The sequence below is a fragment of the Mycobacterium sp. IDUB_36 genome (assembly GCF_055419225.1).
Genome location: NZ_JBVAXH010000001.1, coordinates 2,588,724 through 2,612,210, shown reverse-complemented (window position 1 = coordinate 2,612,210; position 23,487 = coordinate 2,588,724). Strand labels below are relative to the sequence as shown.

Annotated in this window: 23 protein-coding genes, 3 tRNA genes and 1 pseudogene; 13 read left to right on the top strand and 14 right to left on the bottom strand. The window is 66.9% G+C overall.

What is annotated here, in order from left to right; genetic code table 11:
* Positions 1-6: 6 nt before the first annotated feature.
* Positions 7-369: a nuclear transport factor 2 family protein gene (locus tag ACZYW1_RS12830; protein WP_463786267.1), complete on the bottom strand. Its 363-nt coding sequence runs from the start codon at positions 367-369 to the stop codon at positions 7-9.
* A gap of 184 nt (positions 370-553) precedes the next feature.
* Here ACZYW1_RS12830 and ACZYW1_RS12825 point away from each other — a divergent pair, with 184 nt between their 5' ends.
* Positions 554-1,036 carry a lipoprotein LpqH gene (locus ACZYW1_RS12825; RefSeq protein WP_463786265.1) on the top strand — a complete coding sequence of 161 codons (483 nt, stop codon included), beginning with the start codon at positions 554-556 and terminating at the stop codon, positions 1,034-1,036.
* A 101-nt stretch (positions 1,037-1,137) separates the two neighbouring features.
* Here ACZYW1_RS12825 and ACZYW1_RS12820 read toward each other — a convergent pair whose 3' ends face one another.
* From ACZYW1_RS12820 to ACZYW1_RS12800, 5 genes are all read right to left on the bottom strand, one after another.
* On the bottom strand, positions 1,138-2,610 hold the full coding sequence (locus ACZYW1_RS12820; protein WP_463786264.1) for a sensor histidine kinase: 1,473 nt from the start codon (positions 2,608-2,610) through the stop codon (positions 1,138-1,140).
* Between the two features lie 2 nt (positions 2,611-2,612).
* Positions 2,613-3,317, bottom strand: a complete 705-nt coding sequence (locus tag ACZYW1_RS12815; RefSeq protein WP_463787812.1) for a response regulator transcription factor — start codon at positions 3,315-3,317, stop codon at positions 2,613-2,615.
* Positions 3,318-3,686: 369 nt separating this feature from the next.
* Positions 3,687-3,842 (bottom strand): hypothetical protein, encoded by a 156-nt coding sequence (locus ACZYW1_RS12810; RefSeq protein ID WP_463786262.1) that lies wholly within the window; start codon positions 3,840-3,842, stop codon positions 3,687-3,689.
* Positions 3,839-4,105, bottom strand: a complete 267-nt coding sequence (locus ACZYW1_RS12805) for a hypothetical protein (RefSeq protein ID WP_463786260.1) — start codon at positions 4,103-4,105, stop codon at positions 3,839-3,841. The genes ACZYW1_RS12810 and ACZYW1_RS12805 overlap by 4 nt, the downstream gene beginning before the upstream one ends.
* Before the next feature lie 211 nt (positions 4,106-4,316).
* Entirely contained in the window at positions 4,317-5,249 is a 933-nt protein-coding gene (locus ACZYW1_RS12800; protein WP_463786258.1) for a class I SAM-dependent methyltransferase, read from the bottom strand.
* A gap of 115 nt (positions 5,250-5,364) precedes the next feature.
* On the opposite strand from ACZYW1_RS12800, the gene ACZYW1_RS12795 reads away from it, so the two are divergent.
* Both ACZYW1_RS12795 and ACZYW1_RS12790 read left to right on the top strand, forming a co-directional pair.
* The gene (locus ACZYW1_RS12795) at positions 5,365-6,351 is read left to right on the top strand and encodes a phosphotransferase family protein (protein ID WP_463787811.1); all 987 of its coding nucleotides are present in this window, start codon (positions 5,365-5,367) and stop codon (positions 6,349-6,351) included.
* Positions 6,348-7,526, top strand: a complete 1,179-nt coding sequence (locus tag ACZYW1_RS12790; RefSeq protein WP_463786256.1) for an acyl-CoA dehydrogenase family protein — start codon at positions 6,348-6,350, stop codon at positions 7,524-7,526. Before ACZYW1_RS12795 ends, ACZYW1_RS12790 begins: the two co-directional genes overlap by 4 nt.
* 3 nt (positions 7,527-7,529) lie before the next feature.
* Here ACZYW1_RS12790 and ACZYW1_RS12785 read toward each other — a convergent pair whose 3' ends face one another.
* The gene (locus ACZYW1_RS12785) at positions 7,530-7,883 is read right to left on the bottom strand and encodes an STAS domain-containing protein (RefSeq protein WP_463786255.1); all 354 of its coding nucleotides are present in this window, start codon (positions 7,881-7,883) and stop codon (positions 7,530-7,532) included.
* Between the two features lie 213 nt (positions 7,884-8,096).
* On the opposite strand from ACZYW1_RS12785, the gene ACZYW1_RS12780 reads away from it, so the two are divergent.
* The gene (locus ACZYW1_RS12780; RefSeq protein ID WP_463786253.1) at positions 8,097-10,277 is read left to right on the top strand and encodes a SpoIIE family protein phosphatase; all 2,181 of its coding nucleotides are present in this window, start codon (positions 8,097-8,099) and stop codon (positions 10,275-10,277) included.
* 15 nt (positions 10,278-10,292) lie between these two features.
* On the opposite strand, the gene ACZYW1_RS12775 is transcribed toward ACZYW1_RS12780, so the two are convergent.
* Complete coding sequence (locus ACZYW1_RS12775) at positions 10,293-11,735, bottom strand: DUF4185 domain-containing protein (RefSeq protein WP_463786252.1); 1,443 nt, start codon at positions 11,733-11,735, stop codon at positions 10,293-10,295.
* 160 nt (positions 11,736-11,895) lie between these two features.
* Here ACZYW1_RS12775 and ACZYW1_RS12770 point away from each other — a divergent pair, with 160 nt between their 5' ends.
* Positions 11,896-12,258 (top strand): hypothetical protein, encoded by a 363-nt coding sequence (locus ACZYW1_RS12770; RefSeq protein WP_463786251.1) that lies wholly within the window; start codon positions 11,896-11,898, stop codon positions 12,256-12,258.
* 42 nt (positions 12,259-12,300) lie between these two features.
* Here ACZYW1_RS12770 and ACZYW1_RS12765 read toward each other — a convergent pair.
* Positions 12,301-12,373 (bottom strand) — tRNA-Arg (locus tag ACZYW1_RS12765).
* A gap of 19 nt (positions 12,374-12,392) precedes the next feature.
* A tRNA-Ser gene (locus ACZYW1_RS12760) sits at positions 12,393-12,484 on the bottom strand.
* An 87-nt stretch (positions 12,485-12,571) separates the two neighbouring features.
* On the opposite strand from ACZYW1_RS12760, the gene ACZYW1_RS12755 reads away from it, so the two are divergent.
* Positions 12,572-13,645 carry a histidinol-phosphate transaminase gene (locus ACZYW1_RS12755; RefSeq protein ID WP_463786249.1) on the top strand — a complete coding sequence of 358 codons (1,074 nt, stop codon included), beginning with the start codon at positions 12,572-12,574 and terminating at the stop codon, positions 13,643-13,645.
* Between the two features lie 10 nt (positions 13,646-13,655).
* Positions 13,656-14,123, top strand: a complete 468-nt coding sequence (locus ACZYW1_RS12750) for a DUF4334 domain-containing protein (protein WP_463786248.1) — start codon at positions 13,656-13,658, stop codon at positions 14,121-14,123.
* On the opposite strand, the gene ACZYW1_RS12745 is transcribed toward ACZYW1_RS12750, so the two are convergent.
* The gene (locus ACZYW1_RS12745) at positions 14,120-14,713 is read right to left on the bottom strand and encodes a TIGR03086 family metal-binding protein (protein WP_463786245.1); all 594 of its coding nucleotides are present in this window, start codon (positions 14,711-14,713) and stop codon (positions 14,120-14,122) included. The genes ACZYW1_RS12750 and ACZYW1_RS12745 overlap by 4 nt on opposite strands.
* 24 nt (positions 14,714-14,737) lie before the next feature.
* Here ACZYW1_RS12745 and ACZYW1_RS12740 point away from each other — a divergent pair, with 24 nt between their 5' ends.
* Entirely contained in the window at positions 14,738-15,562 is an 825-nt protein-coding gene (locus tag ACZYW1_RS12740; RefSeq protein WP_463786244.1) for a crotonase/enoyl-CoA hydratase family protein, read from the top strand.
* 37 nt (positions 15,563-15,599) lie between these two features.
* Positions 15,600-15,788 (top strand): hypothetical protein, encoded by a 189-nt coding sequence (locus ACZYW1_RS12735; RefSeq protein ID WP_463786242.1) that lies wholly within the window; start codon positions 15,600-15,602, stop codon positions 15,786-15,788.
* Between the two features lie 25 nt (positions 15,789-15,813).
* Here ACZYW1_RS12735 and ACZYW1_RS12730 read toward each other — a convergent pair.
* Positions 15,814-17,168 (bottom strand): annotated as a pseudogene (locus ACZYW1_RS12730) (HNH endonuclease signature motif containing protein).
* Positions 17,169-17,281: 113 nt separating this feature from the next.
* Here ACZYW1_RS12730 and lipE point away from each other — a divergent pair.
* Positions 17,282-18,523 carry a lipase LipE gene (gene lipE / locus ACZYW1_RS12725; RefSeq protein WP_463786240.1) on the top strand — a complete coding sequence of 414 codons (1,242 nt, stop codon included), beginning with the start codon at positions 17,282-17,284 and terminating at the stop codon, positions 18,521-18,523.
* Between the two features lie 23 nt (positions 18,524-18,546).
* Positions 18,547-18,942: a hypothetical protein gene (locus ACZYW1_RS12720; protein ID WP_463786239.1), complete on the top strand. Its 396-nt coding sequence runs from the start codon at positions 18,547-18,549 to the stop codon at positions 18,940-18,942.
* Between the two features lie 9 nt (positions 18,943-18,951).
* Here the strand turns inward: ACZYW1_RS12720 and ACZYW1_RS12715 are convergent.
* A tRNA-Ser gene (locus tag ACZYW1_RS12715) sits at positions 18,952-19,041 on the bottom strand.
* Between the two features lie 105 nt (positions 19,042-19,146).
* Here ACZYW1_RS12715 and ACZYW1_RS12710 point away from each other — a divergent pair.
* Complete coding sequence (locus ACZYW1_RS12710) at positions 19,147-20,127, top strand: NAD(P)H-quinone oxidoreductase (RefSeq protein ID WP_463786237.1); 981 nt, start codon at positions 19,147-19,149, stop codon at positions 20,125-20,127.
* Between the two features lie 13 nt (positions 20,128-20,140).
* Here the strand turns inward: ACZYW1_RS12710 and ACZYW1_RS12705 are convergent, their stop codons facing one another.
* On the bottom strand, positions 20,141-21,337 hold the full coding sequence (locus ACZYW1_RS12705; RefSeq protein ID WP_463786236.1) for a cysteine desulfurase-like protein: 1,197 nt from the start codon (positions 21,335-21,337) through the stop codon (positions 20,141-20,143).
* Between the two features lie 109 nt (positions 21,338-21,446).
* Here ACZYW1_RS12705 and ACZYW1_RS12700 point away from each other — a divergent pair, with 109 nt between their 5' ends.
* A complete protein-coding gene (locus ACZYW1_RS12700) occupies positions 21,447-23,453 on the top strand; it encodes a DUF6541 family protein (RefSeq protein ID WP_463786235.1) in 2,007 nt (668 codons plus the stop codon).
* Positions 23,454-23,487: the final 34 nt, after the last annotated feature.

Sequence of the window (23,487 nt, the reverse complement as noted above, 5' to 3'; positions counted from 1 at the left end):
GGCGGCCTAGGCAACCGCGGTTTGCTGATACAGAACCAGACGCCAGCTGCCATCGACCCGCCGGTACACCGATGACATCGCCGCGACGAACGGTTCGTGCTCCCCGTGCCGGTAGGCCTTTCCCACGTACACCAGTACCGCCACGTCACCCGCATCGATCAACCTCTGGTCGCTGAGCTGATAGGTCCGCCACGGTGGCGCCTGGCTCAGCGCCTCGGCCACCGCGTGGCGGTCCATGACCGAACCGTTGGCCAACACCATGAGCGCGTCGTCGGTCATCAACCGCGGATAAAAGGTGCCGGCGGTGCCGTCGCAGAGCGCGCGCCAGCCGTCGTTCTCGATCTCCGAGATCTGTTCGAGCAAAGACATGGCGGCGGATTACCCGGGCCCGCGATCCGCCAATCGGCAAATTCTCGGTAAAGCCAACTCATGCCCTCTCAACAGGCAGCTCAAATTTTGATCAATTCACTATCGATGGTTTCAGCAAAGCTGCATACTGCCGAAACGGCACGTCATTGCCGACGCGCCGCACACATCAACAAAGGAGAACCGGGTGAAGCGTTCAGTAACGGTCGCGGCCGCGGCAACGGCGATCGTCGTCGTCGGTCTGTCTGGCTGTTCTAGCGACAAGAAGTCGTCGGGAGGTTCGAGTGGCTCGTCGAACGCGAGCAGTGGCGCCACCGCCTCGAGCGGATCGTCGACCGCAAAGGTGTCCATCGACGGCAAGGACCAGAACGTCGAGGGCACCGTTGCCTGCACCACCGCCGCCGGCAGCATCAACATCGCCATCGGTGGAGCTTCTACCGGCATCGGCGCCGTCCTCACCGACGCCGCTCCGCCATCGGTGAAGTCAGTCGGACTGGGCAATGTCAACGGGGTGACGCTCGGCTACACGCCCGGCACCGGCCAGGGCAACGCCAGCGCGACCAAGGACGGCAACAAGTACAAGATCAGCGGTACCGCGACCGGGGTGGACATGGCCAACCCGATGCAGCCGGTGAACAAGAAATTCGAAATCGACGTGACCTGCCCCTAGGGCCCGTCTAGCGGACCACGCCGCACGGCAGCGACGACCCGGCGTCGCCGCCGCTCGGTGGGGTCCGCGCATCGATCAATCCTTATGAGCGCCTGAGGGTTTCAGGACTCCTCCGACAGCGGCAGTCGAACCGTGAAATCGGTGCGACCCGGCGCGCTCTCGAGTGTGATCGTGCCGTGGTGTGCCTTGACCACCGCAGTGACGATGGCCAGCCCGAGGCCGGTGCTACCCCCTTTGCGCGACCGCGACGTGTCGCCGCGGGCGAACCGCTCGAACACCTCTGACTGCAATCCCTCCGGAATGCCGGGGCCGTTGTCACACACACTCAGCACGGCGTGCTCGCGGTCGGATCCCAGCCGGGTGGTGACGACGGTTCCCGCGCCGGTGTGCACCCGGGCGTTGGCCAGCAGGTTGGTCATCACCTGATGCAGCCGGGCCGCGTCGCCGGACACCATCACCGGCTCCTCGGGAAGGTCGAGCTCCCACTGGTGGTCCGGCCCCGCGACGTGCGCATCGCTGACCGCGTCGACCGCCACCCGCGACAAGTCCACCGGCTCGCGTTCCAGCGGCCGACCGGAGTCCAGTCGGGCGAGCAGCAGCAGATCCTCGACCAGGTGTGTCATCCGCTCCGCCTCGGACTGCACCCGGCTCATCGCATGCGTCACCGCATCGGTGTCGTCGCGCACCCGCTGAGCCAGTTCGGTGTAGCCACGGATCGCGGCCAGCGGTGTCCGCAGTTCGTGGCTGGCGTCGGCGACGAACTGCCGGACCCTCGTCTCGCTGGCCTGCCGCGCCGACAGCGCGGCGGCGACGTGGTCGAGCATCTGGTTGAGCGCCGAGCCCAGTTGGCCGACTTCGGTGCGCGGGTTGGCATCTGACTCGAGCACCCGTACCGGCAACGTCACCTCGCCACGATCGAGCGGCAGGTCGACGACCTCGCCGGCAGTTTGGGCCACCCGGCGCAGCGGCGCGAGTGCTCGCCGAATGATCACGACGCCGGCGGTGGTGGCCGCCGCGCCGGCGATCGCCGTGACAACACCGAAGATCAGCAACACGCGGAGCATGGTGGCGTCGACGTCCGACATCGACAAACCCGTGATGACGACGTCACCGCTGCGTCGCGCGTGCGCGGCGACCAGGCGATACCGGCCCAGCCCGGGGATGTTCTCGGTCACCGCCGGCCGGTCGACCGCCAACGCGCCCAGTTCGGCGCGGGCGGCGTCGGTCACCGCCGCGCGCCCGCCGGCCGCCGTCAGGAAGCCGGCCTCGATCGCACCACCGCGCCTGACCACCGCCCCGACCATGTTCACCGGTTGAGCCGGAGCGTCCAGGAAGATCGGGCCCGGACCGGGTCTGGGAAACGGTCGGGGATGGCGCCGCCAGGGCGCGGTGGACGGCTCCGAGAAGATTCGCACCGAGCGCTGCGAGGCATCGTGCAGCTGAGTGTCGAGTTGAGCCAGCAGGTATTTGTACAGCGCCAGCTCGGTCGCTGCTCCGATACCGATACAGACCACGACAAGGACGACGACCTGCCCCACCAGCAGCCGGAACCGGAGGGACGAAGCCCCGGCCATGGCTAGCGTGCCGGCTTGAGGACGTAGCCGGCGCCGCGGAGCGTGTGGATCATGGGCTCGCGCCCGCTGTCGATCTTCTTGCGCAAGTAAGAGATGTACAGCTCGACGATGTTGGAGCGGCCGCCGAAGTCGTAGCTCCACACCCGGTCCAGGATCTGCGCCTTGCTCAGCACCCGCTTGGAGTTGCGCATCATGAATCGGAGCAGTTCGAACTCGGTGGACGTCAACGCGATGGGCTCGCCCCCGCGTGTCACGTCGTGGCTGTCCTCGTTGAGCACCAGATCGCCGACGACCAACTGTGCGCCGCTGTCCTCGGTCGTGACGCCGGTGCGCCGCAACAGCGCCCGCAGTCGCAGCACGACCTCTTCGAGGCTGAATGGTTTGGTGACGTAGTCGTCGCCGCCGGCGGTCAGACCCGCGATGCGGTCCTCGAGCGCGTCCTTGGCCGTCAGCAGCAGCACCGGAAGTTGCGGGGTTTCCTCGCGGAGTTTGCGGAGGACGTCGAGCCCGCTCATGTCGGGCAACATCACATCGAGGACGACGACGTCGGGGCGCTGGGTGCGAGCCGAGTCCAAGGCGGCCGCTCCATCGCCCGCGGTCGCGATGTTCCAGCCTTCGTAGCGCAGTGCCATCGACACCATCTCGGCCAGCACAGGCTCGTCGTCGACTACCAACACGTTGATCGGATTCCCGTCGGCGCGGCGCATGATCACGCGCTCGGCCGGGGCCTGAGAAACAGGAGTGCGGGGTTGGCTCACAACTATCCAGTATGCGCAGCCCGATGGGGCACCGCTATGGCGCTGCTATGCGCCCGCTGTGAGCCAACCCTGCCCGCAGGTCAGCGGCTAGAACCAGACTTTACGACCACCCACCGGCCGTCCGACTGCGCCGAGGATGAAAAGAATGACACCGATGAGCAAGAGAACGCCACCTATTGTGGTTAACGCGCTGGCGAGCCCCGGCCCGAGCGGAACTAAGTAGCCGACTAAGAGCAGAATAAGTCCGAGCACGATCATGATGACTCCCTTTTTCAGTTATCCAGACAGTTATTCAATTGTTGTTCACGCATACCGGCGTCAGTACCAGTAACGCCGGCCGCCCACCGGGCGGCCCACGGAACCAAGCACCCACAACACGGCACCGATGACCAGCAGCACAACGCCGATCGGTTGCAGCACATCCACTTTCAGAACGTAGCCCACAATCAGCAAGATGACGCCCAAACCAATCATGACGCCTTCACTCCGATCAGTTGATCGATGCCCAGAGCAGGCATCGAGCTGGGTTGCGGTAAGTGGCAATCCGCCACTTTCGGGTTGACTCCCGCGTAATTCAAGGGACCCACGAGAACTGTTACTGCAATAGTGCTAAGAGTGGCGCAATTCTGATCGGTGTTTTTCAAATAATCCCGCTGGAATGCGGCGATCACGCCGATTACCAGCCAGACGACCACGATCGAACTGATCAAACCTCCACCACGCATCCTGACCTCCATTGATGTCGGGCAAAATCGTAGAGCGACGCTAAAAGTACCCGCGACCGCATTCGTCCAAACACTTGGACGCAACATCTGAAATACCGACAGACGGACGAGTGGGCGAACACGGCCTCACGCTGCGGGTTCGCCCGCATATCGGGCCTGAATCAGTACTCAGGTACCACAATCCGGCCGAGACAGGGCCGGCCGGTGCGAGCGCCTCAGCAAATCAAGGGCGACGCCCGGCGGTGAACACCACCGGCGGCAACGCGTCCTCCGCAGGAACCCGGCGGCCATGCCGCGCCAGCAGGTCCGCCATCCCGATCGCCGAGGCCTCCCAGCCGTGCCGGCCTAGCCAGTCAGCGATCTCGGTGCGCTCCTCGGGATACCAGAGCTCCTCCACGTCGGGAATCTCGGAGCCGAGCACCTCGGCGGCGGCCGCGCGGAAACGGGTGGACCGCTCGCGCTGAGTGGCGAGCAGATCCGGGTTCACCGCGTTCTTCGACGGTCCGTTGGTGGCGAGCCGGCTGCCGGGCGCGCTGAGTGAGTCGATCCGCTCGAACAACGCGTCCTGCGCCGTCGCAGGCAGGTAGCGCAGCAGACCCTCGGCCGACCACATCGTCGGCGCCGATGCGTCAAAACCGGCTTCCCGCAACGCCGTTGGCCAGTCTTCGCGGAGATCGACCGCCACGCTGACCAGCTCCGCGGTCGGCTCGGCGCCGTGACGCCGCAGCGCGATCGACTTGAATTCCAGCACCTTCGCCTGATCCAGCTCGTAGACGGTGGTGTTGTCCGGCCACGGCAGGCGCCACGACCGGGAGTCCAGACCGGACGCCAGGATCACCACCTGCCGAATGCCGGACGACACCGCGTCGAGGAACAGTTCGTCGAACCACTTGGTGCGCACCGCCATGAAATCGACCATGACCTGCCGGTGCAGGTCGACCTCGGGGACCCGGTCGGAGAGGGCGGTCGACAGTGTCGGATCCGACGTCAGGCTCCACATACCGGGGCCGGCCGCCTCCAGGAAGACCCGAGCGAATGGATCCCGGATGAGCGGGTTCTCACTCTCGGTTTCCGCGGCGCGGGCGGCACATACGCCGAGCGCGGTCGAACCCACACTCTCGGTGATCTCCCAGGAATCGTTGTCGGTCCGCGCCATCGTCAATCCTCCCGCTAGTAGCCAGCTTCGGACACTAACCGAACCGGCTGTGAGGTCGCTGCGGTAGCTTGCAGGCGTGGAGGAGCTCAAAGCCCCGGACGGCCTCGCGGAGTGGATGTCGGACCAAGGGCTGGGAGACGGCCCGCTGGAAGACGTCTCGAAGATCACCGGCGGAACGCAGAACATCATGCTGCGCTTCACCCGCTCAGGCCGGCCATATGTGTTGCGCAGAGGGCCCAAGCATCTGCGCCCGCGCAGCAACATCGTGATCATGCGGGAAACCGAGGTGCTGGCGGCGCTGGCCGGCAGCGACGTACCGCATCCCCATCTGATCGCCAGCTGCGCGGACACCGATGTCCTCGGCGACGCGGTCTTCTACCTGATGGAACCCATCGACGGTTTCAACGCCGGTCAAGGACTGCCGGAGCTGCACGACGGTGATGCCGCCGTTCGCTTCGCGATGGGCCTGTCGATGGCCGAGTCGCTGGCGAAGCTCGGTGCGATCGACTACCAGGCAGTGGGGCTGAGCGACTACGGCAAGCCGGATGGCTTCCTGGAACGTCAAGTGCCACGCTGGCTTTCAGAGCTCGAGTCCTACACAGGATTCGACAACTATTCCGGCCCGCAGATCCCGGGCGTCGACGACGTCGCGGCGTGGCTGGACAAAGGCCGGCCGTCGCAGTGGACGCCCGGCATCATGCACGGCGACTATCACGCGGCCAACGTGATGTTTTCCCGCACCGGGCCCGAGGTCGTCGCGATCGTCGACTGGGAGATGTCCACCATCGGCGACCCGCTGCTCGACCTCGGCTGGTTGCTGGCCACCTGGGGAAGTTCGCCGGCTTTCGGCGGCACGCTGTTCGAGAAGGGTGGCCTGGCCGCCCCCGGCGACCTCGTCGAGCAGTACGGCCGTAACACCACCCGCGACCTGTCGAACATCACCTGGTACACCGTGCTGGCCTGCTTCAAGCTCGGCATCGTGCTGGAGGGCACGCACGCGCGGGCCTGTGCCGGCAAGGCCCCCAAGGACATCGGCGACCTACTGCACACCGCCACCGTCCAATTGTTCGAGCAAGCCCTGACTCTGATGGAAACCCGATGATCGACTTCGACATCCCGGCTGACACCGCCGCCCTGCGCGACCAGATCCGCGCGTTCGTCAACGACAAGATCGTTCCGTATGAGACCGATCCACGGCTCACCCGGCACGGCCCCGACGACGGGCTGCGGGCCGAATTGGTGGAACTGGCCCGCGATGCCGGGTTGCTGACATTCCAGGCGCCCAAGCGATTTGGCGGGCGCGAGCCCTCGCACCGCGAGCAGGCGGTGCTCTTCGAGGGGGCCGGCTGGTCCACGCTGGGCCCGATCGCGCTGAACTGCGCGGCACCCGACGAGGGCAACATGTTCCTGCTCGGCAAGGTGGCGAACGCCGAACAGGTCGAGCAGTACCTGGTGCCGGTGGTCGACGGACACCAGCGCTCGGTGTTCGCGATGACCGAACCGGGCGGCGCGGGATCCGATCCCAACCAGCTGAACACGACCGCCGAGTTCGACGGCAGCGAATACCTCATCAACGGCCGCAAGTGGCTGATCACCGGTGCCAACGGCGCGCGGACCTGGATCATCATGGCCCGCGTCGCGCCCAACCCGCACGGTCCCGACGGGCCGACGCTGTTCCTGTGTGAAGGCGGAACCGCAGGCATCGAGATCGAGCGGGTGATGAACACGATGGACCGCAACTACGTCGAAGGCCATGGCGTGGTGCAGTTCGACGATCTACGGTTGCCCGCCTCGGCGGTGCTGGGCGAGGTCGGCCAGGCGCTGCGCTACGCGCAATTGCGACTGGCGCCGGCACGTTTGACGCACTGCATGCGCTGGCTCGGCGCCGCCTCCCGCGCGCAGTCGATCGCGATCCGGCACGCCCGCGAACGCACGGCGTTCGGCAAGACGCTCGGCGAGCACCAAGGCGTCAGCTTCATGATCGCCGACAACGAAATCGCGTTACAGCAATGCCGGCTCGCAATCTGGTGGGCCTGCTGGACGCTGGACATGGGCGACCGGGGCACCGGGCGCCACGAGAGCTCGATGGTCAAGGCCTACGTGTCCGAGGAGCTGTTCAAAGTCGCCGACCGTTGCGTCCAAATCCTCGGTGGCATAGGCATTTCCGACGAGACGCCGGTCGGCATGATCTTCTCCGACATGCGGGCGTTCCGGCTCTACGACGGCCCGACCGAAGTGCACAAGTACGCCATCGCCCGGCAGGTGCTGCGCCCCTAGCCGTCAGTCCCCAGGCGCGCTCAGCGCCGCATCGAGGGTGGGATACAGCGCCACGACGCTGTCCAGCCCGGTCAGCTGAATGGGCCGGGCTGCGGCCGAATTGTTGGCCACCACAGCGATTCGCGTCGTCTTGCCGACCTTCTCGTTGGTGGCCGCCAGAATCCTCAGACCCACCGACGCCATGAAGGTCACGTCGGAAAGCTCGATCGCGAGCACCGCCGGCTCCTGAGCGAGAGCTTCCGCGATCGCCTCTTCGAACACGAGCGCGGTGCTCAAGTCGATCTCGCCGCCAATGCTCACCACCGCGGCGTCGTCTCGCAGCGCGACGGAGGTGGTGATGGGATCCGCAGCTGCCAACGGCCATCCTTCATCGAGGTCTCGTCGCTCATGGGCGGATCCGGTGCCGACCCGAAGCCGCTTGGGAAATTCGGGGAAATAGTACTGCACGGTATAGCGCCACGCGGCTCGGTTAGTCTGAGCGCGAGCCTTATGTCTGCCGCGGAGAACCGGGAGGTTCAATGTCGACGTCACCGCGCCGGTTCTGGTGATGACCGCGCTGGTGGTCACCGCATGACACCCGACGACTTCCACCATCAGTACGAGGCCGCGCTGCGCGCCCACCTGCTGGCGAGCGGTGCGCACGACCTCGGTGTCGGCAACGAACTCGGCCGCCAGGCGCTGGACAACGACGTCAGCATGCTGAAGATCGTCGAGCAGCACGCGGGGCTGGTCGACGATCTGGGACACGAGCTCCCCGACTTCAACGGCGCGGAGGCGCTGGCGTTTCTGCTGCACACCCTCGCTCCGCTGGACGCCGCGACACGTCGATCCGAGGAGCAGCGAGCTCGCGCCGACGATCTCGAGGACCGCGACCAGTTCCGCGACGCCGTGGTGAACTCGTTACAGGAGGGGTTCTTCGTCTCCGACCGCGGCGGCGCCGTCATCGAGCTCAACGACGCATTCGCCAAGCTCACCGGTTACCCGGCGCAGGGTCTGCCCTACCGATGGCCGCATCCGTGGCTGGTCGACGAGAAGGCCGCGCGGCTCCAGCAATCCCGGCTGCGTGTGGAGGCCCAGGTCCAGTACGAGACCCCGATCCGGCATCGCGACGGCCGACTGGTGTGGGTCGCGGCCAACGTGAACCGGGTCAACGTCGACGCCGACGACGACGTCTATGTGGGCACGTTGCGCGACATCACCGCCGAACGCGCCTTCGCCGCGCGGGAGAGCGCGGTCCTGCGGCTGGCCACGGCGGTCAGCGTCGCCAAGAGCATGTCCGAAGTCCTGACGATCACCCTCGACGAGTGCCGTCTCGCGCTCGACGTGCACCGGGTGGTGGCCGCGGTATGGCCGACGGGCGGTGCCGAACCCACGATTCAGGTTGCCGGGGAGCGACTGCCATCGGACTGGAGGAATCTCGACCCGACGCTTCGGGAGATCTTCGAGCAGGCCCGCCGGCAGTTGCCACTCACGGTTCAGCCCATCGAAAGTCCGGACGCCCCAGGCCAATCCAGCGGCATCGTCGCCGTGCTCACCGGTGGAGGCGGCGTCGCACTCTGGCTCGAGCTCCGGGTGCCCCGGCGGATCAGCGGCGAAGACCGCCTACTGGTCACGGTGCTGGTCGGTCACCTCGGGCTGGCGATCCAGCACGTGCGGCAATTCGAGGCCGCCCGTGAGACATCGCTGACCTTGCAGCACGCCATGCTGGCGCCCACGACACTTCCGCCCGGTTTCGCGGTTCGCTACGAGCCCGCGGTGACACCGCTGGAAATCGGCGGCGACTGGTATGACGTGCTGCGCGTCGGCGACCACCGGATCGGCATCATCGTCGGCGACTGCGTCGGGCGTGGCCTGTCCGCCGCGGCGGTGATGGGTCAACTTCGCAGTTCTGCGCGCGCGTTGCTGCTCACCGGCGCCGAGCCCGCGCGGCTACTCGAGGAGCTCGACGCGGTTGCCGAGCTGATTCCGGATGCGTTCTGCACCACCGTGTTTCTCGCGGTTCTCGACACCGAGTCCGGCGAGTTCTCCTACAGCTGCGCCGGGCACCTGCCCGCGGTGCTGGCCACTCCCGGCCAACCGCACACGCTGATCTCGGATGCCCGCTCGGTGCCGTTGGCGGTGCAGCGCAAGGTTTCCCGCCCGCAGGCGTCGGTGACGCTGCCGCCGGGCTCGACGCTGATGCTCTACACCGACGGCCTGGTCGAGCGGCGCGACGTGCCGCTGGACGACGGCATCGCGCACCTCGGCCGAACGGTAGAAGGTGGACTGAATCTGACCGTCGACGAGGTGGCGGACGCTGCGCTGAGCGCACTGGCGCCGCCGAGCGGATACGACGACGACATCGCGATCGTGGTCTACCGGCGGCCCCACCCGTCGCTGGCGATCCATCGAGTCGTCAACGTCAATCAGCTCGGCGACATCCGGCACGAGCTCGCGACCTGGCTCGGTGGCACCGGGCTGTCGGAGGAGAAGATCGCCGACATCGTGCTGGCGGTCAACGAAGCCGTCGCCAACAGCATCGAACACGGTTACCAGGGCCGCAAGCCGGGCAAGATCCGTATCCACGGTGAAAACGACGGTGCCCGAATAGATCTCAGAATCGCCGACAAGGGCAAGTGGAAGCCCGCGGCCACCGACCCGGGTGTGCGCGGACGCGGCCTGGTGTTGATTCGAGCCGTCAGCGACTGGCTCGAAATGGACTGCACCCCAAAGGGAACCACGGTCACGATGAGCTTCGGCCTGTCGCCGTAGTCGGGTGTGCTCGCGTCAGGGCAATACGGTGTGCATCAACATCACGTCGTAGCCGGACCACAGCGAGAGGTTGAAGTACAGGTCCTTGCCGCTGGACCACGGGTGGATCATCGGCGCATAGATTCCGCCGGGCATCTGGAACGACGAGACCAGCGGCTGCTCCGGGCTCCACGGTCCCTCGGGCGAGGGAGCCGTTCGCGCGATGACATCGTTGTTGCCGCCGTTGGTGTAGAGCACCAGGTACTGCTTCAGGTAATCGTTGTACTGCGCCGACATTTCGCCGACCGGTCCCGGGAAGATCGGCGTTGCCGCCGACGGATCGACCGGCACCCAACCGCGCCCTTCGCCGTTCCAGTACTGGTACTTGCTCAAGTCCGGCAACGCGTTCGGCTGGACCCGGGACAGGAACGCCGCGCCGCTGCGGCCTGATGGAGTTCCGAAGGAATAGAGGTAGCCGTCCTTGCCCCGCATGAACGCGGCCATCTGGAAGTTCTCGTTGCCGGGGAAGAAGTGCGCGCCCGGGACGGTGTCCGCACCGGCCAGCCGGATGCTGCCGGGGTAGATTCCCCAGCTCTGACCGTTGTCCAGCGACCGCGCGATGCCCGAGTAGTTGGTCGACCATTCGCCGTCGCGGCCCCAGTTCTTGATCGACATGAAGCTCATGTACTGGGTGCGGCCGAGCGATATCGCCGAGGTCGGGATCATCCCGGTTTCGTGGCTGGCTTTGTGAATGCTGTTCAGCACCTGCTTGGACAGCCCGGGCGCCCACACCGGCGAACCGGAGTAGGGGTTGTTCGGCACGCCGTCGGCCACGTGGATACCGTGCGACAGGTCGTGGTCCTGGCTGCGGAACAGCACGTTGTAGCGCCACTGCTGGCCGTGCACCGCGCAGTAGCCGAAGGTGTCGCCGAACGCCATCAACACTTGGCGATTCGCCGGATCGCCGTTGTCCCAGGGGATTCCGAGGTCGGTGCCGGAAATACCGAAGCGCTCCAGGGTTCGGTTCGGGCTGTTCGGCCCGGTGACGAAGTCGACGAGCGACGTCGGCGCGCCCGCGATGCTGGCCGGTGGCGCCGGTTGCACCGGAACTGCCTCTGGGACAGCCTGATTCACGTTGGGCGACTGCGGTGTGGCGGCGCCGGGGACCGGCGGGACGGGTGTCACTGCGGCCTGGAGCTGGGCAGGCCGCTGCGGAATGGCCTTGAGCAGGCCGGAGATCAGTGGGCCGAGCTTGGGCAGCGGCGCGTTGTCGTTGGCGCCGCGCGGCTTGCGTCCGGTCGGTGGCGCGACCGGGCCGGGCGACGGTATGGCGGGCATCCCGGCGGGTGGCGGCACGTTGGCCTCAGGGCTGCTACATGGCACCGCGCGTGCTGCCGGCGCGTTGCCGACCGGCACGATGAGTCCGATAGCGGTCACCGAGGCGACCGATACCGAAACGACTCGACGAATCGCCGACATGTCCCACCTCTCCAGGGGTCGAGCCGTCGCCGCTGAATCACGCAGGATCACGTTGACGTTCGCAGTTGCTCATGTGACGATAGATTCGAATGTGGCAGCTGAAACCTCTGATGTTTCAATGGGTACAGATCCGTGACCGTGTCGCAATAGAGTAGTTCGCATGGCACGCAAAGCCTTTGCTCACCAAGCAGTAGTCGTGATGCATGCCGGGGACAGCCCCGACGCTCTCGGCGGCGCGATCGCCACGGCCTTGTGTGGTGGCTGGGACCACCCGCCACCGTGCCCGCTCGCGCCGCACTACGTCAGCAACGTCGCGGACGGCGAAACCGTCGCGCTACGTGTGGTTTTCGCGACCGAGCCGGCGGACGAGCAGCGGGTACGCGACCTGATCGGCGAAGCGCTGGCCACTGGGCAGCTGACCGTTCCCGACGGGGGGCTCGCGCACTGGGAGTTGCGATCGGCGGCAGAGAGCAGCCTGCGCGCCGACGAGGCGGACCTTGCCGCGAATCTGATCGCGCACTGAAACGTCCGTGGTGTACGCGCTGCGGCGCCGAAAGCGAGTGAGTGCGCCCGAAGGGATTCGAACCCCCAACCTTCTGATCCGTAGTCAGATGCTCTATCCGTTGAGCTACGGGCGCCTGTGTTCAGTTGTCTCGTTGGCGGAGGCGAGAGGATTTGAACCTCCGGTCCCCGGTAAGGGGGACAACTCATTAGCAGTGAGTCCCATTCGGCCGCTCTGGCACGCCTCCTTGGCCGTCTGAGGGTACCGGAATCGAAACGCACTCTCGGAACCGCCGCGGAGCACAGCGTACACAGCCCCGACATATGCTGTCGAAATGACCGCTCGCCTTCGTCCCGAAATGGCCGAGCTACCTGCCTACGTTCCCGGTAAGACCGTTCCCGGGGCGATCAAGCTGGCCAGCAACGAGACGGTCTTCGGCCCGCTGCCCGCCGTTCGCGCCGCCATCGAGCACTCGGCCGACGGCATCAACCGGTACCCGGACAACGGCTGCGTCGAACTCAAGTCGGCGTTGGCCAAACATCTGAACTCCGGTCGGGTCGGCAGCGCCGGCGGCTGGGGCCCCGAACACATCGCCGTCGGGTGCGGATCGGTGAGCCTGTGCCAACAGCTCATCCAGATCACCGCGACAGCCGGCGACGAGGTGCTGTTCGGCTGGCGCAGCTTCGAGATCTACCCGCTGCAGGTCCGCCTGGCCGGGGCTACCGCTGTGCAGGTGCCGTTGACCGACCACACCTTCGACCTGGACGCGATGCTGGCCGCGGTCACCGACCGGACCCGGCTGATCTTCGTGTGCAATCCGAACAACCCCACCTCGACGGTCGTGGACCCGGACGCGCTGACCCGATTCGTCAACGCGGTGCCGTCGCACATCCTCATCGCGATCGACGAAGCCTATGTCGAGTACATCCGCGACGGGCTGCTGCCCGACAGCCTCGCGCTGGTCCGCGAACACAGCAATGTCGTTGTGCTGCGGACGTTTTCCAAGGCATACGGCCTGGCCGGGTTGCGGGTGGGCTACGCGGCCGGCCATCCCGACCTGATCACCGCGCTGGACAAGGCCTACGTGCCGTTCACCGCGAGCACCATCTCGCAGGTGGCCGCCATCGCCTCGCTGGATGCTGCCGACGAGCTGCTTGCCCGGACCGACGCGGTGGTCGCCGAGCGCGTCCGGGTCGGCGATGCGCTACGGGCGGCCGGGTTCACCCTGCCGGCCTCGCAGACGAACTTCGTGTGGCTGCCGCTGGGGCCGCGCACCGCGGACTTCGTGGAGCGGGCCGCGGCCTCGCAGATCGTGGTGCGGCCATACGGCACCGACGGGGTCCGGGTGACCATCGGTGCACCGGAGGAAAACGACGCACTGCTGAAATTCGCGCAGGACTGGATCTGAGGAGACGGGCATGAGTGAGACGTTGGCGCGCAAGAGGTTCGACGAATTCAAGAGTCGCACCGACTCCATTGCCGATGCCGAGCTGGACGACTACTGGGCCGGTCTGCCGCCGGCAACCGTCGACGGGATGCTCGGCGAGTGGAAGGGCGGCGAATTCGTCACAGGCCACCGGATGAACGGTCAGCTGGAGAAGTCCCGGTGGTTCGGCAAGACGTTCAACTCCCCCGCTGACGTGCAGCCGCTGGTCTGCCTCGACGACGACGGCAACCGCTTCTCCAACGTCCAGATGGGCAAGGGCGAGGCCAGCCTGTGGCTGGAGGAATTCCGCGGCGAAGTCACCGCCACCATGGTCTACGACGGCCAGCCGGTGCACGATCACTTCAAGCAGGTCGACGACCGCACCGTGATGGGCATCATGAACGGCAAAGGCGTCGTCGACAACGGCCGGTACTTCTACTTCTACCTGGAGCGCGTCTAGGCCTCACGGGCCGGATCGCGGCCGGTGAACGCCGCCAACCGGTCGAAGGCGCTGGCCTTGTCCGGCGGCTCGACGGGTTGAGCGAATTCCCCGTTGGCCCGGCGCTCGGGCGTGACGAACTCCTGGGCGAGGTCCAGCACGTAGTCTGCCAGCGAATCGGGAACGTCCGCGGGAACCCCCGTGGCCGCGGCGTAGTCCCAGCCGTGCACGAGCATGCCGAACGCCAGCACACCGGCCAGCGTCCGGACGGGTGCCTCGCTGCCCCGCCAGGTGACGGTGCCCTCCAGACCATGGCGGAGGTGGAAGGCGTCCAGCGTCGCGCGCCCGACGGCCACCAGCTGACGCTCGACCGTGTCGTCGGGATCGCGGGGCGGGAGGTCGGCATCCACCGCGGCCCCGATCGACTCGATCGTCTCGACCAGATGGTCGGTCAGCTGCGCCACGTCGAAGTCCTCGCTCGCGGTCGGACGTGACATGTCGTCGCGTGAGATCGGGTGCACGATGTGCTGCAACACACCCAGCGCGGCTTCCGCCGCGCGCAGCTCGTCGGTGGGTGGTGAATCGGGTCCGGGGCGCAGGTCGGAGGCCATGAAATCCACGGTACGGTCTCGTCCATGGGCCAGCCATACGAATCCGTGCTCGTCGACACGAAGGACCACGTCGCGCAGGTGACGCTGATCGGGCCGGGCAAGGGCAACGCGATGGGTCCGGCGTTTTGGGCGGAGCTTCCCGAGTTGTTCGCCGAGCTCGACGCCGACCCGGACGTCCGCGCCATCGTGCTGACCGGCTCCGGTCGTAACTTCAGCTACGGCCTCGACCTGCCCGCGATGGGCGGCACGCTGGCGCCAGTGCTGGCCGACGGCGCCATGGCCGGCCCGCGCAGCGAGTTCCACCGTGAGGTGATGCGCATGCAGGGCAGCATCAGCGCCGTCGCCGACTGCCGCACGCCGACGGTCGCGGCGATCCACGGCTGGTGCATCGGCGGTGGCGTCGACCTGATCTCCGCCGTCGACATTCGTTACGCCAGCGCCGACGCGAAGTTCTCGGTCCGCGAGGTGAAGCTCGCAATCGTCGCCGACGTTGGCAGCCTGGCCCGGCTCCCGCTCATCCTGTCCGACGGCCATCTGCGCGAGCTCGCGCTGACCGGCAAGGACATCGACGCCGCGCACGCCGAGAAGATCGGTCTGGTCAACGACGTATTCGCCGACCCGGACGCCACCCTGCAGGCGGCCCACGCCACCGCCGCGGAAATCGCCGACAATCCTCCGCTGACCGTTCGCGGCGTCAAGGATGTTCTTGACCAGCAACGGATTTCGCAGGTGTCGGCCAGCCTGCGCTATGTGGCGGCATGGAACGCGGCGTTCTTGCCGTCGAAGGACCTGTCCGAAGGCATTTCAGCGACCTTCGCCAAGCGCCCGCCGAAGTTCACCGGGGAGTAAGGCGATTCGGCAACGCCCCAACGGGTAACCGGTGACGATGGCAACCTATCGAGTACTCAATCCGCACGGCGACGTCGTCGACACCAAGGACATCGAGAGCGCCGGAGACGCGCACGCCTGGTTCGTCGACTCCAAGGCCGACAACTCCGAACTCGGCTGGCGGATGGAAGTCGAATCCGACGGCGACTGGCGTTTCTTCGACGACACCGAAGGCGACCGGTCCTAGGCACCCGGCGCGCAACGGAACACACCTAGGGCTCGTCGTCGTCGTCGCGTAGCAGCTTTTCCGGGCGGTGAAAGCTGTTGGTTCGGGGTTGGCCGTGGTCGAGGTGTGGTGGTGGGACCCACTCGGTGTGGCCGCGAGCGTTGTTGCGCGTCCTCCAGCCCTTCTCGGTCAGGTCGTGGTGGGGCCCGCAGGTCAGCGTCAGCCCGTCGACGTCGGTGACCGGGTTGGTGCGGTAGGGGTCGTTGTGGTGGACCTCGCACAAATACGCCGGCAGGGTGCAGCCAGGGGAGGTGCAGCCACGATCGCGGGCGTGCAACATGATTCGTTGGGCGGGTGAGGCGAGACGGCGGGTGTGATAGAGCGCCAGGGCTTTGCCGTTGTTGAAGATGGCCAGGTAGTGATGGGCGTGGGAGCCCAGCCGGATCACATCGGACATCGGCAGCAGCGTCCCGCCGCCAGTCAGCGCTTTACCGGCGCCTTGCTCGAGTTCGTGCAGGGTGGTGGTGACGATGATCGAGGTGGGTAGGCCGTGGTGTCGACCCAACTCACCCGATGCCAGCAGTGCGCGGCAGGCCGCGAGCAGGGCGTCGTGGTGGCGCTGGCCCGCGGTGGGGTGTCGCCCTGGATGGCGACCTGCGACGGGGTGCCACTGACACAGGGGTGTTCGTCGTCGGGGTTGCACATCCCCGGCGCGGCCAGCTTCGCGCAAACAGCGTCGAGGGTGGCGCGGGCTTCGGGGGTGAGCCACCCGCTGACCGGTGACATGCCGTCGATGTCTTGTTTCCCGATCGACAAGCCACGGCGGCGGGCGCGGTCGACGTCGGTGAAGTCACCGTCGGGGTTGAGGCAGTCCATCAACGTGTCGGCCAGCTTGGCGAGCTCGTCGGGGCGGTGCTCGAGGCTCAGCCGGGCCAGCTGCGCCTCAGCCCGCGCGCGGGTGTCGATGTCGACGACGTCGGGCAGCCGATGGAAGAAGCTGCGGATCACCGCCACATGGCCCGGCCCCAGGTCGCCGTTGCGTTGGGCGTCCGCGGTCGCCGCCAGCACCGGCGCCAACGGCTCACCGTTCAAGGCCCGCCGCTCACCCAGATCGGCCGCCTCATGCACCCGCCGCGACGCCTCAGCCCGGCTGATCCGCAACCGGTCGGCCAACACCGCCGCCGGCTTGCCGCCCAACACAACCGGGTCCTCACCAACCAGCTCCGTGACCAACCCATGCTCGATCGCAGGCTGAAGCCGGCGGAACCCCTCGAAGCGCTCCAGCACCCTGAGCCGTTCAGGTGTGGTCAGCGTGTCAAAGCTCAGGTCCAGAGCACGTTTGTAGGCGGCGTCGAGCGCGTCGAGAACCTCGACGATCTCCTCACGACTACTCGAACGCATGTGCGAATACTATCCACGCGTGCCGACCAAAACAGCTCACCAAACCCTCGGCTGTGGATAACCGTGCAACTGTGGATAACCTCGGCACGCGCCGCCCACGTACCCTCGCGGGCATGGACGACTCACAGGGCAGGATCCAGGTCCCGGCCGACCTCGAATCCGTCACCGCGATCGGCGACGAGGACCACTCCGGCATCGACCCACGGGCCGTCGAACGGATCTGGGACGCCGCGCGGCACTGGTACCAGGCCGGCATGCACCCGGCGATCCAGGTCTGCCTCCGGCACAACGGCAGGGTTGTGCTGAACCGGGCGATCGGACACGGCTGGGGCAACGCGCCCACCGACGCACCCGATGCAGAGAAGGTCCCCGTCCAGACCGATACACCGTTCTGCGTCTACTCCTCCGCCAAGGCCATCACCGCGACCGTCGTGCACATGCTGGTCGAGCGCGGCCATTTCTCGCTCGACGACCGCGTCTGCCAGTACATCCCGGGCTACACCAGTCACGGCAAAGACCGCACCACCATCCGGCACGTGATCACCCACAGCGCGGGTGTCCCGTTTCCCACCGGTCCGAAGCCTGACCTCAAGCGCGCCGACGACCACGAATACGCGCAGGAACAGCTCAGCAATCTGCGGCCGATCTACCGGCCGGGCCTGGTGCACATCTACCACGCGCTGACATGGGGTCCGCTGATGCGCGAAATCGTCTACGCCGCAACAGGTCAGGACATCCGCGACATCCTGGCCGCCGAAATTCTCGAGCCGTTGAAGTTCCGATGGACCAATTTCGGTGTGGCAGAAGAAGACATCCCCCTGGTCGCGCACAGCCATCCCACCGGTAACCCATTGCTGCCGGCGCCGATCGCCGCAGCCTTCCGTAAGGCGGTCGGCGGCACGACACACGAGATCATTCCGATCACCAACACACCGCTGTTCCTCAAGACCGTCGTCCCGTCGTCCAACACCATCTCGAACGCCGACGAGATGTCGCGCTTTGCCGAAATATGGCGTCGCGGAGGTGAACTCGACGGCGTCCGGGTGATGAGCCCGGAGACACTGCGCGGCGCCGCGAAGCAGGCCCGGCGACTGCGACCGGACGTCGCAACCGGACTTCTCCCGGCCCGCTGGGGCACCGGATTCCAGCTCGGCACCAAGAGATTCGGCCCGTTCGGCCGGGGGGCTTCGCAGGCGTTCGGCCATCTGGGACTGGTCAACTGCGCCATCTGGAACGACCCGGAGCGCGCACTGGCCGCGGGTGTGGTGAGCAGCGGCAAGCCCGGCAGAGATCCGGAGGTCAAGCGCTACACCGCCCTGATGGATCGCATCGCCGCGGAGATCCCGCGCGTTTAGCAAACCTGCGCCATAGTTAACCGGTGCAACCGCAGTATCCGTACTACCCGGGGTACCAGCCGGGTTACCCGCCGCCCGTCCCGCCGCGGCGGCACACGGTCGTCGACATCACCCTGACCGTCATCCTGTCCGCGCTCGCCGTCATCGGCGCCATGGCATCGGTGACCCTGTCGTTCTTCTTCGTGATGGCCACCGACTCGTGCGGATCCCGCCGGTGTGACTACGACGCGCTCGGCACCGCGTACCTGATCACCTGGGGCGGCGTCGGAGTCGCCATCCTGGTCGGCGCCGTGGGGATCATCGTCGCGGCTATCGGCAAGTGGACGATGTGGATCTGGCCGGCGGTGGCATTGCTGCTGGTCGCCCTGTCGACCGGGATCGGCCTGCACCTGGCCTACTCGGTCATGCACCAGGGCTAGCTTCCGCGCTGGCGGTGGCGGAGGGATTTGAACCCCCGGACGGTTTTAGCCGTCTCTCGCTTTCAAGGCGAGTGCATTAGGCCGCTCTGCCACGCCACCGCGGACAAGGGTAGCTGTGCCGGCAATCAGAGCGGCCATCACGTCATGCCATGCCTTACATCGCCTTTGAACAGACCACAATTCGTGGCTAGTAGCGTGGCGGGCATGTATGGCATCGTCGTCGAATCCGCCGATCGACTTGTCTGGCAGCAGGTCCCCGACGTCACTGCCGGCCGCGGTGAGGTGCTGGTCAAGGTCACCGCTGCCGGGGTGAACCGGGCCGACCTGCTGCAGGCCGTGGGGCGGTATCCCCCGCCGCCGGGCTCCAGCGAATTGCTGGGGATGGAGGTCTCCGGTGTCATCGAGGCAGTCGGCGACGACATCTCGGGGGACTGGTCGACCGGGCAAGAAGTCTGCGCCCTGCTGGCGGGCGGCGGCTACGCCGAATACGTCGCGGTGCCCGCCGGTCAGTTACTGCCGCACCCCGCCGGCCTGGACCTGGTGGACTCGGCGGGCGTTCCGGAGGTGGCGTGCACGGTCTGGTCGAACCTGGTGATGGCGGCCCATCTGGGCGAGGGCCAGCTGCTGCTGATGCACGGCGGCGCCAGCGGCATCGGTACCCACGCCATCCAGGTGGCCCGCGCGTTGGGCGCCCGGGTCGCCGTCACCGCCGGCTCGACGGACAAGCTGGAATTCTGTCGCGACCTCGGCGCGGAGATCCTGATCAACTACCGCGAGCAGGACTTCGTCGAGCGGGTGCGCGACGAGACCGGCGGTGCCGGCGCCGACGTCATCTTCGACATCATGGGCGCCGACTACCTGGACCGGAACATCGACGCGCTGGCCGCCGACGGCCGGCTGGTCATCATCGGTATGCAGGGCGGGGTCAAAGGGGAGCTCAACATCGGCAAGTTGATGGGTAAGCGGGGGTCGGTCATCGGCACCACGCTGCGCGCCCGCCCCGTCGACGGGCCGAACAGCAAGAGCGAAATCGTTGCGGCGGTTGAGGAGTCGTTGTGGCCGATGATCGCCGACGGGCGGGTGAAGCCGGTGATCGGGGCTCGGCTGCCGATTCAGGAAGCCGCCGAGGCGCACCGGCAGCTGTGGGCGGGCGAGGTGACGGGCAAGGTCGTCCTCACGGTGTAGCCGGGCGGCGAACTCAGCCCAGCGAGGCCAGCGCGCGCACGACCTGGTCGACCTCGGCCATCGTCGAGTAGTGCGCGAGACCGATCGTGACCGCGCCGCCGACGTCGTTGACGCCGATGACGTCGAGCACCCGCGAGTTGGCGTTGGAGATCGCCAGGATCCCGTTGTCGGCCAGCCGCTGCACCACCCGCTCGGCCGGCACATCGTGCACCGCGAAGCTGACCACCGGTATCCGCGACTCCGGCCGGGCGATCACCACCACGCGTGGCAGCGACCGCAACGAGTTCATCAGGTAGTCGAAGATCCCGTCCAAGTACGTCGTCGCGGATTGGATTGAGGTGGCGAGCCTTTCGCGACGTGTGCCGTGAGCCGACTCGTCGAGTGAGGCCAGATATTCGATGCTGGCGACGAAGCCGCCCAGCAGGCCGAACTGATGCGAGCCGACCTCGAGGCGGGCCGGCCCGGTGGCGTAGGGGTTGGTCGACACCGAGGTGAACGTGTTGATCATCGCCGGGTCGCGGAACACCAGTGCCCCCACCGGCGGACCGCCCCAGTTGACCGCGTTGATCGCCACCACGTCGGCGTCGATGTCGTCGATGTCGAACAGTCGATAGGGAGCCGCGGCGGAGTGGTCGACGACGACGAACCCGCCCACGTCGTGCACCAGCTTCGTCACCGGCCGCAGGTCGGTGACCGTGCCGAGGGTTCCCGACGCCGAGCTCACCGCGACCAGCCGGGTGGCCTGGCCGATCAGCCCCTCCCACTGCCACGACGGCAGGTCGCCGGTCTCGATGTCGACCTCGGCCCACTTCACCTTGGCGCCGAATCGGTTCGCCGCGCGCAGCCACGGCGCGATGTTCGCCTCGTCGTCGAGTCGGGTGACGACCATCTCGTAGCCCAGTCCGGCGCGGGTCGACGACGCGTCGGCCAGCGACGCCAGCAACACCGCGCGGTCGGCGCCCAGCACCACGCCGCGGGGGTCGGCGTTGACCAGATCGGCCGCTGCCTGTCGCGCCGCCTCCAGCACAGCCGCGCTGCGCTTGGCCGAGGGATGGGGACCGGATGTGCTGGGGAACGAACCGCGGAATGCCGTCGAGACGGTGGTTGCCACCGAGTCGGGAATGAGCATCCCCGACGGGGCGTCGAAGTGCACCCAGCCGTCACCGAGCGACGGGTGTAACCCGCGCACTCGGGCGACGTCAAATGACATACCAGCCACCTTAGAGCCATGCGCAATAAGTGAAACCGTGACGGTAGCGGGCACCCGGATACGTCCCCACCGTCCCGAGCCAGGTCACCCGGGCAGCCATACTAGTCGCGTGGGGCTCTGCTTCGGAATGCTGATCGCATTGTTTTTGCTGATCGTGCCGGGGGCGATCATCGGGCGAATCACCCAGCTGAGCTGGCCGATCGCCATCGCGGTTGGCCCGGCACTGACCTACGGTGTGATCGCACTGGCGATAATCCCGTTCGGCGCCACCGGAATCCCGTGGAACGGCTGGACCGCGCTGGCCGCGCTGGCGGCAGTGGGTGCCGTGATGCTCAGCCTGCAGCCACTGCTGGCCGGCTACCGCGAAACCGAGACGTCAGGCGCGGTGACCGCACCGATCGACCGGCGGCAGGCGCTGACCGTCGCGGCCGGGGTGCTGCTCGGTGCGGTGCTCATTCTCTGGGCGGCCTACCGCGGGCTGGTGCACTGGCAGTCGATTCCGAGCACCTGGGATGCGGTCTGGCACGCCAACACGGTCCGATTCATCCTCGACACCGGTCAGGCGTCGTCGACTCACATGGGTGAACTGCGCAACGTCGAGACGCATCAGCCGCTGTATTACCCGTCGGTGTTCCATGCGCTGGCCGCGGTCTACTGCCAGCTCACCGGCGCGGCGCCGACGACCGGCTACACGGTCAGCTCGGTGGCCGCCGCGGTCTGGCTGTTCCCGTCCAGCGCGGCAGCGCTGACCTGGCATCTGCTCCGCCCCCGCACCCGGTACGCCGCGGGCGTGGCAGCGACGGCGGCGGCGCTCTCGGCGTCCTTCACGTCGGTGCCCTACGTCGAGTTCGGCACCGCGGCGATGCCGAATCTGGCGGCCTACGGCGTGGCGATCCCGACGTTCGTGCTGGTGACCTCGACGCTGGCGCACCGCGACCGGATACCGGCAGCGGTACTGGCTCTGGTCGGTGTCTTCTCGGTGCACCTCACCGGCGGGTTCGTGGTGATTCTGTTCGTGGCGGCCTGGTGGCTGATGGACGCGTGGTGGCATCCGGTGCGGGGACGGCTCGCCGACGTGCTGACGCTGTCCGCGTCGGCGGTGCCGGCGTTGTTGATCCTGGCGCGGCAGTTCGTCGGGGTGGCCAAGCAGGCCGACATCATCGCCGGTCACGCGTTCCCCAGCTTCAAGACCGTCAAGCAGGGGGTGATCGATGCCCTGCTGCTGCACACCCGTCATCTCAACGACTTCCCGATCCAGTACGCGCTGGTGGCGCTGAGTGGCCTCGGCATGGTGATCCTGCTGTACAAGCGGGTCTGGTGGCCGCCGGTGATCTGGCTGGTGCTGACCGTCGCGACGATCTATTCCGGGGCGCCGTTCCACAATCCGCTGGGCAGCGCGATCGAGCTGTTCAGCCAGTTCTTCTACAACGATCCGCGCCGCTTGTCGGCGGTGGTGACGATGTTGGTGACGCCGATGGCGGCGGTCGCGGTGTTCGCGCTGGTGGTCGGGGCCGTCGCGCTGGCCAAGCGGGTGGTGGCCCGGAAATTCGCGGTAGGGCCTGACGCGGTATGGGTTTCGGTGACCATCGGGGTGCTCGTGCTGACCACTGTGCTCAGCGCCCGGCATTACCTGTACCGGCATCTGGTGTTGTTCGGCGACAAGTACGACTCGGTGATCATCAACCAGAAGGACCTGGACGCCTTCGCCTACCTGGCCACGCTGCCGGGCGCGCGCAGCACGCTGATCGGCAACTCCAACGTCGACGGCACCGCCTGGATGTACGCCGTGGCGGACCTGCACCCGATGTGGACGCACTACGACTACCCCCAGCAGACCGGCCCGGGCTATAACCGGTTCGTCTTCTGGGCCTACGCCGACGCCGACGCGCTGCCGGCCGTTCCCCCGGACAAACAGGCGTTGGTGCCGGACGCCATCCGGGCGCTGAACATTCGCTACATCCTGACCAGCGCCCCCACGGTGCGGGGGTTCAAGGTGCCCGACGGACTAGTCTCGATAGACCGATCGAAGTGGTGGACGAAGATCTACGACAACGGTGAAGCCTGGATCTACGAGTGGGTGGGCCCTCAGCGCACTCCGACATCTACCCAAAGGTGACGAAGCATTGAGTAACGACGACGACATCGAAGTC

Excerpts from the sequence above, each read along its gene's own strand:
- ACZYW1_RS12830 (WP_463786267.1), bottom strand. The coding sequence starts at position 369 with ATGTCTTTGCTCGAACAGATCTCGGAGATCGAGAACGACGGCTGGCGC.
- ACZYW1_RS12820 (WP_463786264.1), bottom strand. The coding sequence starts at position 2,610 with ATGGCCGGGGCTTCGTCCCTCCGGTTCCGGCTGCTGGTGGGGCAGGTC.
- ACZYW1_RS12815 (WP_463787812.1), bottom strand. The coding sequence starts at position 3,317 with ATGCGCCGCGCCGACGGGAATCCGATCAACGTGTTGGTAGTCGACGAC.
- ACZYW1_RS12810 (WP_463786262.1), bottom strand. The coding sequence starts at position 3,842 with ATGATTGGTTTGGGCGTCATCTTGCTGATTGTGGGCTACGTTCTGAAA.
- ACZYW1_RS12805 (WP_463786260.1), bottom strand. The coding sequence starts at position 4,105 with ATGGAGGTCAGGATGCGTGGTGGAGGTTTGATCAGTTCGATCGTGGTC.
- ACZYW1_RS12800 (WP_463786258.1), bottom strand. The coding sequence starts at position 5,249 with ATGGCGCGGACCGACAACGATTCCTGGGAGATCACCGAGAGTGTGGGT.
- ACZYW1_RS12795 (WP_463787811.1), top strand. The coding sequence starts at position 5,365 with ATGTCGGACCAAGGGCTGGGAGACGGCCCGCTGGAAGACGTCTCGAAG.
- ACZYW1_RS12790 (WP_463786256.1), top strand. The coding sequence starts at position 6,348 with ATGATCGACTTCGACATCCCGGCTGACACCGCCGCCCTGCGCGACCAG.
- ACZYW1_RS12780 (WP_463786253.1), top strand. The coding sequence starts at position 8,097 with ATGACACCCGACGACTTCCACCATCAGTACGAGGCCGCGCTGCGCGCC.
- ACZYW1_RS12775 (WP_463786252.1), bottom strand. The coding sequence starts at position 11,735 with ATGTCGGCGATTCGTCGAGTCGTTTCGGTATCGGTCGCCTCGGTGACC.
- ACZYW1_RS12770 (WP_463786251.1), top strand. The coding sequence starts at position 11,896 with ATGGCACGCAAAGCCTTTGCTCACCAAGCAGTAGTCGTGATGCATGCC.
- ACZYW1_RS12755 (WP_463786249.1), top strand. The coding sequence starts at position 12,572 with ATGACCGCTCGCCTTCGTCCCGAAATGGCCGAGCTACCTGCCTACGTT.
- ACZYW1_RS12750 (WP_463786248.1), top strand. The coding sequence starts at position 13,656 with ATGAGTGAGACGTTGGCGCGCAAGAGGTTCGACGAATTCAAGAGTCGC.
- ACZYW1_RS12745 (WP_463786245.1), bottom strand. The coding sequence starts at position 14,713 with ATGGCCTCCGACCTGCGCCCCGGACCCGATTCACCACCCACCGACGAG.
- ACZYW1_RS12740 (WP_463786244.1), top strand. The coding sequence starts at position 14,738 with ATGGGCCAGCCATACGAATCCGTGCTCGTCGACACGAAGGACCACGTC.
- ACZYW1_RS12735 (WP_463786242.1), top strand. The coding sequence starts at position 15,600 with ATGGCAACCTATCGAGTACTCAATCCGCACGGCGACGTCGTCGACACC.
- lipE (WP_463786240.1), top strand. The coding sequence starts at position 17,282 with ATGGACGACTCACAGGGCAGGATCCAGGTCCCGGCCGACCTCGAATCC.
- ACZYW1_RS12710 (WP_463786237.1), top strand. The coding sequence starts at position 19,147 with ATGTATGGCATCGTCGTCGAATCCGCCGATCGACTTGTCTGGCAGCAG.
- ACZYW1_RS12705 (WP_463786236.1), bottom strand. The coding sequence starts at position 21,337 with ATGTCATTTGACGTCGCCCGAGTGCGCGGGTTACACCCGTCGCTCGGT.